This is a genomic window from Desulfosporosinus sp. FKA (genome assembly GCF_002196785.1).
GTDB lineage: Bacteria > Bacillota > Desulfitobacteriia > Desulfitobacteriales > Desulfitobacteriaceae > Desulfosporosinus > Desulfosporosinus acididurans.
This window is the reverse complement of sequence record NZ_NAHZ01000034.1, coordinates 388,399-406,564: the sequence shown is the minus strand read 5'-3', so window position 1 is coordinate 406,564 and position 18,166 is coordinate 388,399. Positions and strand designations below refer to the sequence as shown.

The 18,166-nt window shown below is 39.2% G+C and carries 14 protein-coding genes; 12 read left to right on the top strand and 2 right to left on the bottom strand.

The window, feature by feature from the left end; translation table 11 throughout:
- Nucleotides 1-55 precede the first annotated feature (55 nt).
- From B5771_RS23120 to trxB, 4 genes are all read left to right on the top strand, one after another.
- Nucleotides 56-1,438, top strand: a complete 1,383-nt coding sequence (locus tag B5771_RS23120) for an MFS transporter (protein WP_088189616.1) — start codon at nt 56-58, stop codon at nt 1,436-1,438.
- A gap of 61 nt (nt 1,439-1,499) precedes the next feature.
- Nucleotides 1,500-3,548 (top strand): alkaline phosphatase family protein, encoded by a 2,049-nt coding sequence (locus B5771_RS23115; RefSeq protein WP_088189615.1) that lies wholly within the window; start codon nt 1,500-1,502, stop codon nt 3,546-3,548.
- A 217-nt stretch (nt 3,549-3,765) separates the two neighbouring features.
- Nucleotides 3,766-4,092, top strand: a complete 327-nt coding sequence (locus B5771_RS23110) for a thioredoxin family protein (RefSeq protein ID WP_047809136.1) — start codon at nt 3,766-3,768, stop codon at nt 4,090-4,092.
- Between the two features lie 45 nt (nt 4,093-4,137).
- Nucleotides 4,138-5,352 carry a thioredoxin-disulfide reductase gene (trxB, locus tag B5771_RS23105; RefSeq protein WP_088189614.1) on the top strand — a complete coding sequence of 405 codons (1,215 nt, stop codon included), beginning with the start codon at nt 4,138-4,140 and terminating at the stop codon, nt 5,350-5,352.
- An 81-nt stretch (nt 5,353-5,433) separates the two neighbouring features.
- On the opposite strand, the gene B5771_RS23100 is transcribed toward trxB, so the two are convergent.
- Nucleotides 5,434-6,360: a hypothetical protein gene (locus B5771_RS23100; RefSeq protein WP_088189613.1), complete on the bottom strand. Its 927-nt coding sequence runs from the start codon at nt 6,358-6,360 to the stop codon at nt 5,434-5,436.
- 355 nt (nt 6,361-6,715) lie between these two features.
- Entirely contained in the window at nt 6,716-7,969 is a 1,254-nt protein-coding gene (locus tag B5771_RS23095) for an MFS transporter (RefSeq protein ID WP_088189612.1), read from the bottom strand.
- Between the two features lie 257 nt (nt 7,970-8,226).
- On the opposite strand from B5771_RS23095, the gene B5771_RS23090 reads away from it, so the two are divergent.
- From B5771_RS23090 to B5771_RS23055, 8 genes are all read left to right on the top strand, one after another.
- Nucleotides 8,227-10,359: a cell wall-binding repeat-containing protein gene (locus B5771_RS23090; protein WP_088189611.1), complete on the top strand. Its 2,133-nt coding sequence runs from the start codon at nt 8,227-8,229 to the stop codon at nt 10,357-10,359.
- A gap of 356 nt (nt 10,360-10,715) precedes the next feature.
- Nucleotides 10,716-11,363 (top strand): DUF3786 domain-containing protein, encoded by a 648-nt coding sequence (locus B5771_RS23085; RefSeq protein ID WP_348982971.1) that lies wholly within the window; start codon nt 10,716-10,718, stop codon nt 11,361-11,363.
- Nucleotides 11,364-11,846: 483 nt separating this feature from the next.
- Nucleotides 11,847-12,062: a hypothetical protein gene (locus B5771_RS23080; protein ID WP_047809139.1), complete on the top strand. Its 216-nt coding sequence runs from the start codon at nt 11,847-11,849 to the stop codon at nt 12,060-12,062.
- A gap of 289 nt (nt 12,063-12,351) precedes the next feature.
- Nucleotides 12,352-12,849, top strand: coding sequence for a hypothetical protein (locus B5771_RS23075; RefSeq protein WP_140417780.1), 498 nt, complete (start codon nt 12,352-12,354; stop codon nt 12,847-12,849).
- Between the two features lie 70 nt (nt 12,850-12,919).
- Complete coding sequence (locus B5771_RS23070) at nt 12,920-14,800, top strand: DNA methyltransferase (protein ID WP_088189609.1); 1,881 nt, start codon at nt 12,920-12,922, stop codon at nt 14,798-14,800.
- A gap of 14 nt (nt 14,801-14,814) precedes the next feature.
- On the top strand, nt 14,815-17,148 hold the full coding sequence (locus B5771_RS23065; protein WP_088189608.1) for a DEAD/DEAH box helicase family protein: 2,334 nt from the start codon (nt 14,815-14,817) through the stop codon (nt 17,146-17,148).
- A 198-nt stretch (nt 17,149-17,346) separates the two neighbouring features.
- Complete coding sequence (locus B5771_RS23060; RefSeq protein WP_047809143.1) at nt 17,347-17,547, top strand: helix-turn-helix transcriptional regulator; 201 nt, start codon at nt 17,347-17,349, stop codon at nt 17,545-17,547.
- On the top strand, nt 17,544-18,005 hold the full coding sequence (locus tag B5771_RS23055) for a DUF6773 family protein (RefSeq protein WP_088189607.1): 462 nt from the start codon (nt 17,544-17,546) through the stop codon (nt 18,003-18,005). The genes B5771_RS23060 and B5771_RS23055 overlap by 4 nt, the downstream gene beginning before the upstream one ends.
- Nucleotides 18,006-18,166: the final 161 nt, after the last annotated feature.

Genomic DNA, 18,166 nt, shown 5'->3' with positions numbered 1-18,166 from the left:
ATTGTTTCATAGTAACTGAGTATTATCAAAATCAAAAATACGGGAGAGTGGGTATATGGCCGTAGTGACAGATTCAAATTTGGATACAACAGTTAAAACGGGTGGTAAAAGACATTACCTCGATGATGCACGTATGTGTATGGAACATTACAAATTTTTGATAATTCTTGCTCTAGCCTATGCGTTTGACCAAATGGATTTATTTACGTTTTCTTTCGTAGCACCTGCCTTAACTAAGCACTGGGGTGCTTCCATGGAGTGGATCGGAATAGTCAATTCGTGTACTTTTGTAGGTATGTTGTTTGGCTGTTGGTTTGGCGGCTGGCTGTCTGACGTAATTGGCCGCAGAAAGGCATTTTTGTTTTCCGTGTTCTTTTTCTCGGTCTTTTCTATCTTAAACGGAGTGGCACCTACTCCAGCAATCTTCTTAGTTTTTAGAACGTTAACCGGTTTTGGTATCTTATCAATGGTTGTTGTGGCTATGGTGTATATCACTGAAATATTACCGGCTGCTTCAAGGGGAAAATGGCAGGCCATATCGCTGGCAACGGGTTTGCTGAGCGTGCCTTTAATTGGACAAATTGCTGAAAAAATCGTACCAAGCAGTCCTAATGGTTGGAGATATATTTTCTTTATCGGCGGAACTGGTTTTATTATTTTTATCTTAGCTCTAAGCTGGCTAAAGGAATCTCCGCGTTGGCTTATCGCAAAGGGTCGTTATTCAGAGGCCGAAAAAGTTATCCAAAGATTTATTAAGGATGAAAAAGTTGACATTAACAATGAAGCGAGTATTAATCCCGACAATACTACTCCCAAAGAGGCCGGAACCATTGAGACACTTAAAGAAATCTTCAGCAGGAAATATGCACGAAAAACCAGCGTCCTGGTCATCATGGTCTGCTGTATTACTGTCGGTTACTTTATGTTCTTTGGCTGGATGCCCACATTACTAAATGATTATGGTTTTTCCTTGGATGACGCTTTGTGGATGTCTGCTCTCGTATCGTTTGGAAGTCCAATCGGAAACTATCTGGCTGCTGCCTTTACGGACAAAGGCGGAAGAAAGATTCCGATCGTTATCTACAGTCTCTTAGTCGGAGTTCTGACAATTGTCTTTGGTACCCTTAAGATCCCCATGGTTATTGTTGGCATAGGCTTCTTTATCAGAGTACTCATGGATGGTGTTTTCGTAGTCATGTGGTCTTATTTAGCTGAAGCTTATCCAACTCATATAAGAACCAGCGGTACAGGCTTTATTTACAGTACAGGCAGACTTTTGACTGCTGTAGCTATGGTCGTTGTACCAATGATCTACAAAGGCTTTGGATATACAGTGTTGTTCGGCATAATCGGTGTTATGTTCCTCTTAGTCGCTGTTACCACTGGACTCTGGGGCGAGAAGACCGCTGGTCGTTCCTTGGATGAGCTTGAGGCTTAGATATTTTTTCCATCTATATTCTTAAGATGATAATAATAAAGAATTTTAAGGAGTTGGGGTTATGAAAAGAACAGCACTTACCAATAAGTTATTGGTTTTGGGCGTTGATGGAATGGACCCAAGAATCAGTAAAAAGTTCTTGGCAGAAGGGAAAATGCCTAACTTACAAAAATTCATTGATCGAGGAGCTGCTAGAGAAGATATCCGTCTGCTGGGGGCAATTCCTACAATTACTCCGCCATGTTGGACAACCCTTGCCACAGGCGCCTATCCAGGAACTCATGGCATCACATGTTATTGGAGACAATCGCCTGAAAGTCTCGATGCTGTTGTCTATAATATGGATTCACGCAACTGTCTTGCAGAACAAGTCTGGAATGTTAGTGCTGAAGCAGGAATGAAAACATTAGTATGGCACTGGCCGGGGAGTTCATGGCCGCCAACCTCTCACAGCGAAAACCTTAGTGTAGTTGATGGTACGCAGCCTGGTTCTGTGAACATGGGGGTTGCCCAGCTTGACTGGGAAAAGGTTATCGTGGCTACACCTGAAATCAAAGAAGTGCGTTACGCCCCAAGAGTTGACAAGCCGGCAGGTGTAGGCTGTATCATTACTGATTTGGAAGACACACTGGACAATGATGTTGATGACGAAATGATGGAACTTTGGTGGGGTGACACCGCTCGTCAGGGTGGAGAAATCCGCACTTACGTCATGGATGATGAAGATACCGAAGTTGTTATTGGCAGTAAGGTTGCCTACGATATTGTGAATTCTCCCCTTAAAGAGGCTGCCGGTTGGGCTAATGCTCCCGAAGGTGCCAAAGAATTTACTGTTTTAACTTCTGGCGGTGTGATGAGACGTCCTGCGCTTATCCTGAGAAATGCAGCCGGTGAATATGATCGTGTGGCTATTTACAAGAATAAGAAAGCAGAAACTCCGATTGTTGTCCTGGAACGTGATAAAATGGTAACCGGTATTATTGATGACGTAACCAAAAAAGAAGTTACCAAACCAGCCTGCCGTTCAATGAAGATTCTCGAACTTGACCCAGTAGGAAATCGAGTGAGACTATGGATCAGTAATGCGCTTGATATTTCCAATGACCAATTATGGCATCCCAAGTCTCTTTATCAAGAAATTAAGAGCAACGTAGGAGAGGTTCCACCGGTTAGCTTAATTGGCGGGGAAGATGCTGAATTAGTCCGTGAAATCTTCGAACCTTCTTGGGATCTTTATAACAAATGGCAAGCTGACTGCCTGAATTATGCCATCAAAGAAAAAGGTTATGAAGTTGTATTTTCACATCTTCACAACATTGACTGTGCTGGCCATCAATTATGGCATCTTGGCAAGACTTTGGAGCCCTGGAATTATACTGATGAAAAAACGTATCAAGGGTTCATTGAAAAGTTCTATATTCAGACCGATAAGTATTTTGGTGAATTCCTCCATTTATTGGATGAAGGTTGGACAGTATTTATCCTCAGCGACCATGGCCTTATCGTTGGCGAAAATGTACCGCCAATTATCGGGGAATACGGTGGTCTCAATACCAAAGTTATGGAAAAACTCGGCTATACTGTGATGAAAAAAGACGAGAACGGAAATTCTATCCGTGAAGTAGATTGGGAAAAGACGAGAGCCGTTCAAATCCGCAGTAACTATATCTACATTAATCTTAAAGGCCGCGACAAATACGGTATTGTAGATCCGAAAGATAAATATGATTTAGAAGAACAAATCATCTCTGACTTATATAATTATAGAGATGAGAGAACGGGCAAACGTGTTATCGGAATTTGCCTCAGAAATAAAGATGCTGTGTTAATTGGTACAAACGGGCCAGAATGTGGTGATATCTTCTTCTCAGTAGAAGAAGGCTATAACAGATTGCATGGTGACAGCATTTCAACCTCAGAAGGATATTTTGATACTTCAGTTTCCCCTGTTTTCGTAGCGGCTGGTTCCGGTATTAAGTCCGGATTCACCACCGAACGGACAATCCGTCAAGTTGATGTTGCACCTTCGGTCGCCGTATTGCTCGGTTTACGTTTCCCCGCACAATGCGAAGGAGCACCGATTTATCAGATCTTCTCTGAAGAAGTTTAGTTTAGTGAATTTAGAAAAATGATTTATGCAGCTATCAGAACGTAGCACACTGATAGCTGCTTTTTAACTGAAATGTCGAGGAATTAGTGAACTCGGGGCGCCACCCCCATTTATAGAAGTGAAGGCCCTAAAAACTGGATAAAATAATTATCTAAATGGTTAAGTATCACTGAATTGATTATAATGCTTAAACTAATGTTAATTAAGGAGTGTTAATATGTCATTACAACAATTAAACTCAAACAGTTTCGAGGAAATCATCTATGACGATTGCGAATCCTGCTTGGTTATCTTTTCCAGGAAAGATTGCCATGTGTGTAAAGAAGTTGTTCCCATGCTTGATGAACTAAAACCACAGTATGAAGGTAAGTTTGGGTTCTTTTATGTTGATGTAGAAGAAGACAAGAATTTATTTCAGCGTTTTTCTTTGAAAGGTGTGCCGCAGATTCTCTTTTTTGCGAACGGTGAATATCAAGGGAAACTCGCCGGCAAGGTTGAAGAAGAAGCTGTCGAAGAAAAAATTGCAGAAGTACTCAATGCTTAATCATTTCGAATGCGTTTTAGGAAGTAAAGAAAAGGAGTAAAAGTCATGGCAAATACGTATGACTTGATAATTATTGGCGGCGGACCTGCCGGATTATCGGCTGCTATTTATGGAGGCCGGGCAAGGCTTAAGACTTTGGTTATCAATAAAGGGACTATCGGGGGTTTAGTTAACACAACTCGTGAAATCGTAAATTATCCTGGATATACTCAGGTTAGCGGACCGGACCTTATGAACGATTTTCATAAACATGCTCAAAGTTTTGGCGTTGAATTCTTAAAAGAAGAGGTCGTCAGCGTCGATCTATCTCAGGAAGAGAAAACAATTAAAACTAAAAAAGGAAAAGAGTTTTCCGCTAAAGCAGTTATCATTGCTTGTGGCAGTGAACCTAGGCTTTTAAATATTCCTGGGGAAAAAAGACTTCGGGGAAGTGGAGTGGCCTATTGTGCGACTTGCGACGCTGAGTTTTTTGAAGGTGAAGATGTTGTCGTCGTAGGCAGCGGCGACCAGGCTATTGAAGAGGGCATGTACATCACTAAATTTGCCCGTAAAGTAACTGTCATTGTCTTACATGATGAAGGAATTCTCGATTGCAATAAAGTAAGCGCTGAAAAAGCCTTTAACAATCCTAAAATTGAGTTTGTTTGGAACGCTACCATTGAGGAAGTTCTTGGAGAAGAAAACGTTGAAGGTGTAAAACTTAAGAATCTGAAAACGGGCAGTTCCTCAGAACTAACCTGTCAAGGCGTCTTTTTCTTCGTGGGGATGGTTCCTTCAACGAAATACCTAATAGACAGCGGAATTGAAATAGACAAAAGAGGATATATCCCCGTAAATGACCTAATGGAAACTAATCTCGAAGGCGTTTATGCTGTAGGGGATAATCGTATAAAATATTTAAGACAAGTTGTATCGGCTGCAGGTGATGGTGCAACAGCTGCTGTTGCCGCTGAACGTTATATCGAAGAACTTAATGTGTTTAACAGCAATGTTCTTCAGAGCGAGAAAAAGGTCTTATTATTATTTGAAAACGCCCAAATCAATGAGAGCTTAGAGTTTGGGACCTTATTAGAAGAGGTTAACAGCGAATCCGCCGATAATTACAAAATTGTTAAGGTTGACATGGCAACGAAGAAAAACCTTGCTCAAAAGTATGAGATAAAGACTGCACCGGCAGTTATTGTTTTGGAAAAAGGAAAAGAGATCAAACGCCTTACCTGTGTTTTGGATAAGGATAAACTAAAGTCACAATTATGCTAGATCATATTTATATAAAGCAAAAGGGGCACCTCAGATACACTAGGTGCTCCTTTTGCTTTATTCATGTGAACGGTATAAAGTTTATTTTATTTCTATGTTTTGGGGTGTCCCAAATGTATAACCAGGATAGGCAGCCGTAAAGGTATAAGTTTGACCGGCGCTTAAGACTGCGCTGATTGTATAAGTTGTTCCATTGTCTGATGTTGTCGCATTAGAAATCGATACAGGGTTTCCTGAACTATTTTGAAGCGTAAAGTTATTAGGTGCCAAACCATTTAGGGCAGGGTTCAATGTGACTATAAATCCAGATGTCGACGGGTTACTAATTTTCATAGTTTCACTGATCGATGTCTTAGCTGGAGTGGTATTAGGAGTTGAGGAAGAGGAATCGGAAGAAGGATCAGCAGAGGAATTAGCAGGCTTATCTGAAGAGAGACTAGAAGAAGGATTAGCAGAAGAATCGGGAGTAGAGGAAGAATTATTTGACGATGCATTAGATGATCGGGCTTTGATGGCGGCAATATTAGTTATAATTGAATAAATTTCCTTGCTGATATTGTATTGATGAATAAGCCCATTATCAATTAGAAATATGGTAACCGAAGAACTTCCTTTACTATCATTTTGAATCAAAGTTTGCAAAAAGGCATAATCTTGTGCAGTAACGGAAAGCTGTTGAGAAGTTCCATCTGAGACATATAATATCCAATACCCTGATGTTAAGGCATTATTTTCACTTCCAATATTCATTGTAATATTTCCACTTGGTGAGATTTGAGGGGAATAATTGGGTGAATTGGGATCATTGGAGTTATTATTAAGGTCATTTGTATTAGGTAGGTTTACATCATTTGAATTTGAAGCTGGCACACTCTGATTATTGCTGGTTTCTAAATAGCCGTGAAAGAGAAAGTAGCCAATGACAACAATTACTAATATGCCTACAGCTAATGTCCCTAAATCTTGCCTAAAGTCGCCGTTAGGTTGACGCCACCTTTGGTAAGGCATAGGTCTTCTCCTTTCAAATTTAGAGAATAAACTACCACAACCTTAATGTATTTTAATTGAACAAAGATTAGTACAAACTAATAAAATATTATCCACTTTTTTAAGACCCCACCCCCACTTCTATGAGGCCACTGAAAAACTTTATCTTCGAGAAGGTCAACACCATATATAGTTCTGACTTTCTATTTTACCTACTGTATATGGTGGTTTTGAATACCCAAGCAGTAGATTCCCCTAGATTTTCAGTGGCCTCCACTTCTATAAGTGGGGGTGGGGTCTTTATTCCTATTGGGAAAGGCGGCTCGGCAATAATGTCCACTGGACATTATTGTATCTGAAGCCTCGCTGTTCAGCTTTAGTTGAACGAGTTCACTTGATGTTTTTCCTTTCTAAATGTTCGGACCATAATTAACACTAGTAGAATACCAGCGGTGATACCACACATCAAAAACCCAACAGAAGAACCATATTTTTCAGTAAACCCTCCGGCAAATAAGTTGCCGATTGGAGTTGTCCCACCAAGAGCAAGTGCGTAGACACTCATAACGCGGCCTCTGTATTCGTCTGTAGAATTAAGTTGTAAGGTTGAGTTTACTGTATTCATAAAAATAATATTAAAAAGGCCAATTCCAGCGACTAAAAACATGGCTAATGAAGATGAACGGATAAAGAATATAATTGCCATTAAGACGGACAAAATGAGTGAAGAGGTAAACATAATGCGCCGATTGGGGTTTGTCCGAGCTTTTGTGGCAACTATCATTGCCCCGATTAATGAGCCAATGCCCATAGCAGAAAGGAGAAAGCCATAGCCGTTAACACCTTGGTGAAGTACCTGATCGGCAAACACGGGGAAAAGGACATTGGTATTCATTATAAACGTCCCAATATCTAAGACAGCAAGAACAGCGCAGGCTAAAATTGGTTTCGTGAAAATATAGTTAAGCCCATCAATAACGCTTTTAAGCATATTGTCTGTTTTGGGAGGACGAGTAATTACCTGAGGATGAATGAGTGATAACCCTATAATTACCGGAATGAAGCTTATAGCGTTCAAGAGAAAGCAAAATCCGGCACCAATACTTGACATCAATAAAGCGGCGATTGTTGGACCAATAATGCGTGCTAAATTAACGATCGTAGAATTAAGGGCTATGGCATTGGTCAAATCGTTTCTGCCCACCAATTCAACCATAAATGCTTGACGGGTAGGCATATCCAATGTATTGACTAATCCCAGGGTGGCAGCGAGAAGTAATACTTGCCAATAACGAATGTGTCCTGATAAAACAAGTGCTGCCAGTATTAAAGCCTGGAGCATAAGGGCGGACTGGGTAAATATCAGGATAGCTTTCTTGGGAAATTTATCCGCTAAAACACCGGCAAAAAGGGAAAAAGCAAGCATAGGACCAAACTGGGCTACCCCCAGAATTCCGAGCAGAAACGCTGATTTCGTTAGGGTATATACTAACCATTGTTGAGCAGTTGTCTGCATCCAGGTTCCCATTAGCGAAATGCACTGCCCGAACCAAAAATAGCGAAAATTTTTATGAGTTAAGGCTGGAAAGGTTTGACCAAGCTTTCTGGTCACGGCGAAAGTGTTATTCATTTTCTTCTCCAATTTCTCAAACGATTATTTTAGCTGAAAGTACTATTAGATAAAGTACTATTAGCAATAGTATTGTATAACGTTACTTAACGTGAATCAATATCTGCAGTTACTGTGAGCCAACAAACTAAGGAAAGAAAATTAACCAAGGAAATTTATAAAAATTTCTTTGAACCCCCACTAAAAACTTAGGCAATAAACGTATATGCATTTAGAGGATTTATTTTGAACGTAACGTTGTTTAGGAGGGAAAAGGTATGAACAAAAAAGCAAAATTGACATCTGTGGCCGTGACAAGTACTTTACTATTAGTTACTCTGGTTGGAAGTGTCCAAGCTAAGCCTTATTATAAGCCCCATTTTAATCGTTACTCAGGTCAAGACCGTTTTCAAACGTCTACGGCTATAGCTCAGAAGGAACTTCGGGGACAACAAATGCAAAATGTAGTTCTGGCCTCTGCTTATAGTTTTCCTGATGCTTTGTCAGCAAGCACCTTGGCCACAAAACTTAATGCATCGATTATTCTTGTAGGTTCTGACGTTAATGATTCACAAGACAGTTTGAACTTTGTCAAGAATCATTTAAAAGCCGGGGGAAATGTCACGATTATTGGTGGAGTTGGGGTAATTAACGAAAAAGTTGAGCAATGGTTACATAAAGCGGGCTATCATGTCAGGCGAATGGGTGGCTTTGATCGTTTTGCCACGAATTCAATCATTGTCAACAATCTTAACGTGAGTCCTGGAACACCGGTTATTGTTGCTAGCGGTAATGAATTTCCGGATGCCTTAGGTGTTGCTTCACTAGCGGCCAGCAAAGGATGGCCGATTCTCCTCAGCAGTCCCACAAAATTGCCTGATAATGTTAAAGATTTTATCTCCAAAGATCAACCTTCCAATATCTATATTGTTGGGGGTAAAGCCGTTATCAACGGTTCGCTGCAAACAACACTTCAAAGTTTAGTTCCTAACGCCCAGATACAACGGTTTGGCGGTCAAGATCGTTTCGAAACCTTATCACAAATCTTAACGAAATTTTATCCAAACCCGACTCAGATTTATCTCGCAAATGGATATGATTATGCCGACGCACTTTCTGGAAGCACATTAGCAGCTCAAAACAATGCACCGATTTTATTAATTGATCCCAAATCGAGGCAGTTACCCCCATCGATTAAAGACTATCTCATTACCATTCGGAATACGGGCAGCAATCCTCAAATAAACGTACTTGGCGGATCGGTTGGTGTCCCTGACTGGGCAGTTAATCTGGTCAGCGGAATTTTTGGGGATTCAACCAGCTCTTCAGGAGTTATTCCAGTAACGGTAAGCAACCCGTCGACGACAGGAATTACTGTAGGATTAAATCCGGCCCTTAATGGTTTAACTGCCAACAACTTTACGCTTCTAAATAGTTCGGGGAATTCGATCGGTGTGACAGGTGCGACAACTTCTAACGGAGGAGCTGCTTACACCGTTAATGCACCTTTAAATGTCGGTCAAACCTATACGTTAAGGGTAAACTATAATGGTAATAGTGTTGGAACAGTCCAGACCTTCACTGTTCCTTACGTTACAAGCAATCAAACTGTTACTGTCAGCAATCCATCAACATCAGGATTTACCGTGGGGCTCAGTTCGTTACTTAATGGTCTGACGGCCGGCAATTTTACACTTAAAAATAGTTACGGCTATACTGTGCCTATAACAGGTGTGACGACTCTAAACGGAGGAGCCACTTATACCGTTAGTGCAGCCTTAAGTGCGGGTCAAACCTATACTCTAACGGCTAACTATGCCGGTTATACCCTGGGAACATCTCAGAGTTTCACGGTGCCCTATACTAATGTCAACAGCGAAACACTCACTGTAAGCACTCCTTCATTAACAGGATTCACAGTAGGTCTGAGTTCAGCCCTGAATGGTTTAACCATTAACAACTTTACGCTTCTTAACAGTTCCGGATATTCTATACCGATAACAGGTGTGACTACACTTAATGGAGGGGCCACTTATACGATTAGTGCAGCCTTAAGTGCGGGCCAAACTTATACTTTAACAGCTAACTATGCAGGCTATACCATGGGTACAGCCCAGAGCTTTACGATTCCATATAACACGAGTAATGTAACGTATACAGTTAATAACCTATCGACAACCGGCTTTAAAGTAGGATTGAGTACTGCCCTGAATGGTTTAACCATAGGTAACTTCACTCTCCTGGATAGTTCCGGAAACCGTATTGCGATTTCCAGCGTTACAACCTCTGACGGCGGAACAACTTATACAATTAGCGCTGCTTTGAATGTTGGTCAAACCTATACGTTAACGGCTAATTATAATGGTTATGCTTTTGGAACGTCTCAAAGCTTCGTCATACCTTCTGTTTGAGACGGTTAATTTAGACCAGACGTAAGAAATAGATAGTTCAAAGCCGAATCTGGTTGAGACCTAAATCGCTCAGATATGCAGCAATCAAGAGAACCAAGCTGTCGGTAATTTAATTCAAAAAAGATGCATTCGCTCAAGCTTCCCTTAGGCAGATTAGTTTAAATGACTGCCAAAAGGGGAGTATTTTTATGCAAAACTAGTTGACAGGAATAGATTAAATAGCTATTGTTAAAATTAGAATATTTAGATTATTATCTAGGAATCACTCCCACTTGAAGTGGGAGTCTTACGGTTGGATAAATTCATTAAATTCATCTTAAGAAGTAAGGGTGTGAAGGAAAATAAGTTCTGAAAGAGTGGAAATAGAATCAAATTACCGTAATACATGTCAAAAATTCTGGCGGGATATTAAAAAAAGTGATCCTACAGAGATAACAGCGGTACGAACTGTATCCTACAATAGTGATACCCGTCAATTTATTGTGCTTTTTTTTAATGAAGAGTATGTAGTGGATAGTGATCAAGAGATCATTCGACGGAGAAGAGATGGATATGTTCCTGAAGTGTTGGCGACGATCATTATTCTCAATTATTTGGCCAATGCCAGGCCTTTCCTGGGATCAGACGTGAATTGGGTAAGCATTAAAGAACTGCCTGGTGGTATGATATTTTATTCTGCATTTCACAAAACAGTTATATCCGTGTTAATTGAATCCTTTGGACATCAGTCCAGCCGATTAATGGAAGTATCTCACGTCTTAGATGGTAAGCCAGGTCCTTTCGGAGACGCTTCGGTAATTTTGAGAGCATTTCCCGAAATACCCTTGTGTGTTGTAATCTGGGAAGGGGATGAGGAAGTTAATCCTAACGCCACTATACTCTATGATTCTTCCATAGGACAAATATTAGATACTGGAATAAGTATTGATCTTGGAGTATACCTAGCAAAAGAGTTAAAGAAGCTTGCCCAAGGGCAATTTAGTAAATACATTACAGAAACGTAATTAATTAATAATTTGAGCAGCGATTATGAGCTTTAGTTTGAAGCATTTGTTGTACAATTTGTCAGAATGGCCTATAATAATAGTGTAGGACAGAAAAGCTAATAATTGTCTTTTGTTGATTTATAGTTTTATATCTTTGTAGCTTTTTAATGTGCTTAGATCTATACTTCATTAAATTACACTCCATTCCAATGTAGTCCTCAAAGAGTTGGAATGGAGTTTTCCGTTGTATTTTTGCAAGTTTTTAATTTTGACTACTGAGAAGAAATTCTCAAATTGTAATTAAAGTTTAGTATTGCAAAAATATTAACCAATATTGAAAATTATTATATAAAGTAGAATAATAAAAAAGGTGGGTAAGAGTGGGGCCTTAAAAATTGGATAAAAACTACTTCTAATGTTAAATAGAGAGAGAATTTGATTTGATGGCAATTTAAAGAAGGGAAATCAGAGGTAAATTAGGGTAAATAGAGGTGTTTTAAAATGTACTTAGTTTTTCCGGCGGATGAAAAACTTAAAGAAAGGCTTGATGCAGTTTGCAAATCATTGAATGTATCCCTTGAAGAATGGTTTGAATCTGCCTTAAAAGCTTCAGAATTTGATGTATTGACAAATCTGTTAAGCAATCCGAAAGATAAAGTTTCATGGATGTGGGACGAGAAGCTAAGCCGGTTTGTCAGGCGATCGGATATTGAATGATTTAAAATTATCAGAGTATGGGGACCCACTCCCACTTAAGAAGTGGGAGTCTTATGATTGGATAAAGATTCGAAGATATTAGGGCCGTGAGAGAATAAAGTTTCTCCACGGCCCTTCTATTTTTATCGAAGCGCAAGACTCCCGTTTCTACGGTGAGGGTGGTTCACATACCTTGCTTCGGGAACAGATTTTTTAATTATTTACCCAAAGAGAAGGAAATGTATGAAAATTGTGGAAAGTAAATAGGTGGTATTTAATTATAAATTTGGAAGTAATGGAGTGTGCCGGATTGGAACATAGAGATGTAGCTCGTTGTGCATCATGCGGGGGAAAGTGTTGTAGGCTTTATCTAAAGAGGTGTGAAGGTGGACAATTGCCCGACGATATTCAGTATGCTAATGACAATATTGTAGATCAAACTCAAAACTTCGAATATTATTTCAAGCACAGTGTTTGGTATTTAGAAAAAGATAAGTTTGAGGTTGAACCACTCTATGACGTACTGAAAGCTTTTTGTGCTTGGATTGATTCTTACATCTATGATGATTTTTCGGCTAGAAAGATTGAAGCCCTAAAATTTCTTAGTGAACTGAAAGACCGTGAAATCAGTATGGGGTATTGTGCTTATTGGACTAGGGGAAGCGGTTGTATTATTGCATGGGAAAAACGTCCTGTAATTTGCAAAGAACATCGATGTAAGGAATGGCTTGAACAAGACAAAAATAATACTGAACTAATACTAAAAATGAGTTTAAAAGATAATAGAGAGCAAAATTCCTTAAACTAGTTTAATATTCATCAATAATACTTATGGTATTAATCTCTTTAAATGTTTCGAGATAGTTGGAGGCCGTGCATTGAAGAAACTGAAGTTAGAAAGCGTTGATATTGTTCAGAAAAATATTGAAATAATCGGGTCATTGTTTCCAAATGTTATAACCGAAGCAAGAGATGATAAGGGAAATATTAAAAAAGGTATTAACTTTGAATTGCTTAAGCAGGAGCTTTCAGGAGATGTTATTGTCGGAGAAGAATCTTATGAATTTAATTGGGTTGGAAAAAGAGCAGCTCTTGTCGAAGCCAATAAGCCCATTAGGAAAACTCTTCGGCCTTGTATTGAGGAGAGCAAGGATTGGGAAACTACAGGTAACCTGTATATTGAAGGGGACAATCTTGACGTTTTAAAGCTGCTGCAGGAAAGTTATTTAAATGGCATTAAGATGATTTATATTGATCCGCCCTATAATACAGGAAAAGATTTCATCTATAATGATGACTTTAAAATCGATAAAAACCATTATAACGAGCGAATTGCTGTGTGTGATAATGAGGGCAGGAGATTATTCTCAAATACTAAAACCAATGGAAGATTTCATAGTGATTGGTGCAGCATGATCTATCCACGTCTTCGGCTAGCGCGTAATATGCTGAAGGAAGATGGAGTGTTGTTTATTAGCATCAGTGATCAAGAGATAGATAATTTAAAAAAAATATGTAATGAAGTATTTGGTGAAGGGAATTTTTTAGCTGATATTATTTGGAACTCTACAAAATCCATGACTAACACAGCGATAATTTCAGTTTCTCATACCCATAATCTGGTTTACTTTAAATCCCTGGATTATTTTGTCAAACATCGAGAACGTTTCAGATTTCCTGAAAATGGGGAGGGCTTTGATAATCCCGACAATGACCCTCGCGGCATGTGGAAGGCAGACCCTTTTCAGGTCGGCGGGTGGAGGCCTAATCAACAATACGAAATTGTTAACCCTAATACGGGTGTTGTTTATAAACCCAATGCTAATTGCAGTTGGAAAAATGACTATCAAAAGTTTCAGGAATTACTTAAGGAACAGAGAATAATATTTGGCAAAACCGGTGAAGGTGGTCCGCAAAGAAAGCGTTATATTTGGGAAGCAGAAACAAGGGGGAAAGTTGCGAAAACTATCTGGGATGATATCGAAACGACAACGAACGGAACCCAGTTAATTAAAAAACTATTTGCTGGCTTAAATGTCTTTGATAATCCCAAACCCGTAGAATTGATAAAACGATTTTTACAATTAGCAACTGATCCGGATGAAGACTCTATTATTCTGGATTTTTTTTCAGGCTCGGCTACAACCGCTCATGCCGTTATGGAACTAAATAGCGAGGATAAGGGAAATCGTAAGTTTATTATGGTCCAAGTGCAGGAGCCTTGTGCCCAAAATAGTGATGCTTTTAAAGCCGGCTATAAAAATATCTGTGAGATTGGTAAAGAACGAATACGCCGGGTTGGGGAAAAACTATTAGCTGATAAGAGTGATAAACAAGAGGTTAACAGGCAAGACGTGGGGTTTAGGGTCTTAAAGGTTGACAGCACGAATATGAACGACGTATATTATGCAGCTAGTGATTATCATCAATCAATGCTTTCAGAATTAGAGTCGAATATCAAAAAAGACAGAACAGATCTGGATTTGCTTTATGGACTTATTCTTGATTGGGGCTTGCCTTTATCCTTTAGTCATAAAAGTGAAACAATAGAAGGGGTTACTGTGCACATTATTGATAAAGGTTCTCTCGCAGCTTGTTTCGAAAACCGTATCTCTGAAACGGTTCTACGTGAATTAGCAAAGCGGAACTTTCAGAGAGTAGTCTTTAGAGATAGCTGCTTTGCCGGCAGTGCCGCTAAGATTAACGTTGAAGCAATCTTTAAATTACTGGCCCCTAATACAACCATTAAAGTTATATAAGAGGGGGGGAGATTTTGAAGCTTAAGTTTACTTATCAAAAATTTCAAGCTGATGCGGCAGCAGCAGTTTGTGAAGTTTTTGCCGGTCAACCTAATTTTGCTTTAATTCCAATATCCGAAGAATTTGATTTTTCGGGATATGCTAACCAAAAGCTTTTGATTTCTGAGGAACTGATAAAGTCAAATCTCCAGAGACTCCAAAGCACAAATCGAATAGAGCCATCACCAATGCTGGATGGTAGATATAATTTAACCATTGAAATGGAGACAGGTGTAGGTAAAACTTACACCTATATTAAGACTCTGTTCGAACTGAATAAGCAGTATGGCTGGAGCAAGTTCGTTATTATCGTTCCCTCCGTGGCTATCCGTGAAGGTGTTTATAAGTCTCTTGAAATTACGAAAGACCATTTTGCCGAAGAATACGGGAAAAAGATTCGTAATTTTGTGTATAATTCCAAGGACTTAGCTAAAATTGCTCAGTTTGCCAATGACAGCGGGATCAATGTTATGATTATAAATTCGCAAGCCTTTAACTCCCGAGGAAAAGATGCCAGACGTATTTATATGAATTTGGATAGTTTTTGTTCACGCAGGCCTATTGATGTTATTGCAGCGATCAATCCAATACTCATCATCGATGAACCCCAGTCGGTGGAAGGAATTGCCACGAAAGAACGGCTTAAAGAATTTAATCCCTTATTAACGCTGCGTTATTCGGCAACACATAAAAAAGATTCTCTCTACAATCTGGTATACCGACTTGATGCTTTGGAAGCCTATAATAGGCGGCTGGTAAAAAAAATTGCCGTCAAGGGAATTTCAATTACTGGAACTACAGCCACAGAGGGCTATTTATATCTTGAAAAAATAAATTTGTATGTCGATCGCCCTCCAACCGCTGTTTTTGAATTTGAAGTGAAAAGCAGGAATCGTATGAGAACGGCAAGAAGACTGATTGAAGAAGGGTATGATTTTTATACTCATTCCGGTGGATTGGAAGAATATAGGGACTATATTGTTTCTAAAATAGACGGTTTGAAAAATACCGTTGAATTCACGAATGGTGTTGTCATAACGGCCGGCGATATTTTCGGTTCAGTTAATGAGGAACAGATACGTCGGCTTCAAATCAGAGAAACGATTAAATCACATTTGGAACGAGAACATCAATTGTTTCGCAGAGGCATAAAAGTTTTATCGCTTTTCTTTATCGATGAGGTTGCAAACTATAAACGATATGATCAAACTGGAAAAGCATTGAACGGTAACTATGCAGATATTTTTGAAGAGGAGTATCGGGAAGCGCTTAAAGAATGGGAATCAATTTGTAGGGACTGTGATTACCTTCAATTCCTCAAGGAAATAAAGCCTGACAAAACACATGCTGGTTATTTCTCCATTGATAAACGAAATAAACGAATGACTAACAGTAAAATCGTCGATAGGGAATCGTTAATTTCAGATGACGAAGGTGCCTACAATTTAATCATGAGGGATAAAGAAAGACTCTTAGATCTCAAAGAGCCGGTGCGTTTTATTTTTTCCCACTCAGCCCTGCGAGAAGGATGGGATAATCCTAACGTTTTTCAGATATGTACACTCAAGCGGAGCTCCTCAGATATAAGGAAACGCCAAGAGGTAGGCCGGGGTCTTCGCCTCTGTGTCAACAGCAATGGTGAGAGAATGGACGCAAATGTCCTCGGCAGTGATGTTCATAACGTCAATGTCTTAACGATCATTGCCAATGAGAGTTACGACAGCTTTGCCAAACAGCTTCAGTTAGAGCTAGCAGAGTCTGTGGCTGATGGTACAATTTACGATCCTCAAATAATGGCACCCGAGGATGCGCGAAGTAACAGTACCGGCATGAAACTTCATAAGCAAACTGCTGAAATGAGGCCTTTTAATACGTTTGGGGAAAAAATCAGGGTCAAGTTATCCAACGGGGTTGAATTTGATAATGATGAATTGATCCAAAAGTCGATCCAGGCTTTGGATAGAGAGCTTAACGTACCTCAGATTGCCATTAAGATCGAGTACGGTGACATGGATACCATTAAATCAAAAGGAACTCTGCATAGGGGGCAGGCCATCAGAAAGATTGCAGGCAGAACAGAAAAGGCCCATTCTGCTGTTAATATAAATATCAAGTACGATTTAATTGGAAAGATTGTTGAGGCAACAGGTTTAACGCGAAATGATGTTTGCAGCATTTTGCAAGGCATAAATATTCAAACGTTCGAGCAGTTCCGTATAAATCCGGAGGCATTTATTCTCAAAGCCTCTAAGCTTATTAACCAACAAAAAGCGGCTGTGGTTATTAAATATAGAGACTATCATCAATGAGATGATGCGGTTTACAATGAATCACCTTAATAATTTGGTTTCAAAATGTTATGCTTTAGCGTAGTTGGTTTTATCCGGCTTTATCTAGACCTTTATCAAGATTAAATAAGGTCTGGATTTTATTTTTAACAATATGCAAAATATAGTTTACATATAGGACTATATATTATATAATATGCAATGTGGAGGGGATGGAGATTGAAGAATCTTAAATTAAAGTCCGCTAGGGCAAGACTGGATATGTCCCAGGAGCAGCTGGCCGAAGCTGTTGGTGTTACGAGGCAGACAATTGGCATGATTGAGGCTGGGAAGTTTAATCCATCGTTACAGTTGTGTATTGCGCTTTGTAAAGTACTAGGTAAAACATTAAATGATATTTTTTGGGAGGAAGAATCATGAAAGATGAGAGAATTGAACAAGCCAAAAATAAAATAAGAAGTGAAATAGCTGTTATCATATATGTGGGCATAGCTATATCTTTTGCAGTCAAAACGTTGCTCTTTAAGATGAACTTGCAGGAATGCATGACAGAATATTTGATTTTGATATTTTTCCCGGTTTATGAAGTCATACGCATGAATATGATGAAGGTTAGTATCTATAGTGTTAACCCCAAGTATAGGCATAAACAATTAAAGACTTTAAGCGTATTCGTCATATTATTTTTTGTAGTTGCTGCTGTCTCTGTCTTTTCTTCGACGAAAGGATCAACCGTGAACCTATCACAAAGCTCAATAGTTTTCTTAGTGATATTTATCGTTCTGTTTATCGGCGTTTTTTTTCTGGCAACAAAATATCATCAAAGCAGAGCTTATAAATATGAAAAAGAATTTGATGATAACGAACCTGAAGAATGAGCATAGCGTAGAGTGGTAAGTGTTGAGACAGAGAGAGCAAGAATCAAGAATATTGTATGCATGTGTAAGATACATTTACTTAATGTATACAATTCGTTAATATGCTAAGTAGAATATAACGAATACCGTTAAAACAAAGCAAAGGTGCTTTGAGGGAAGTT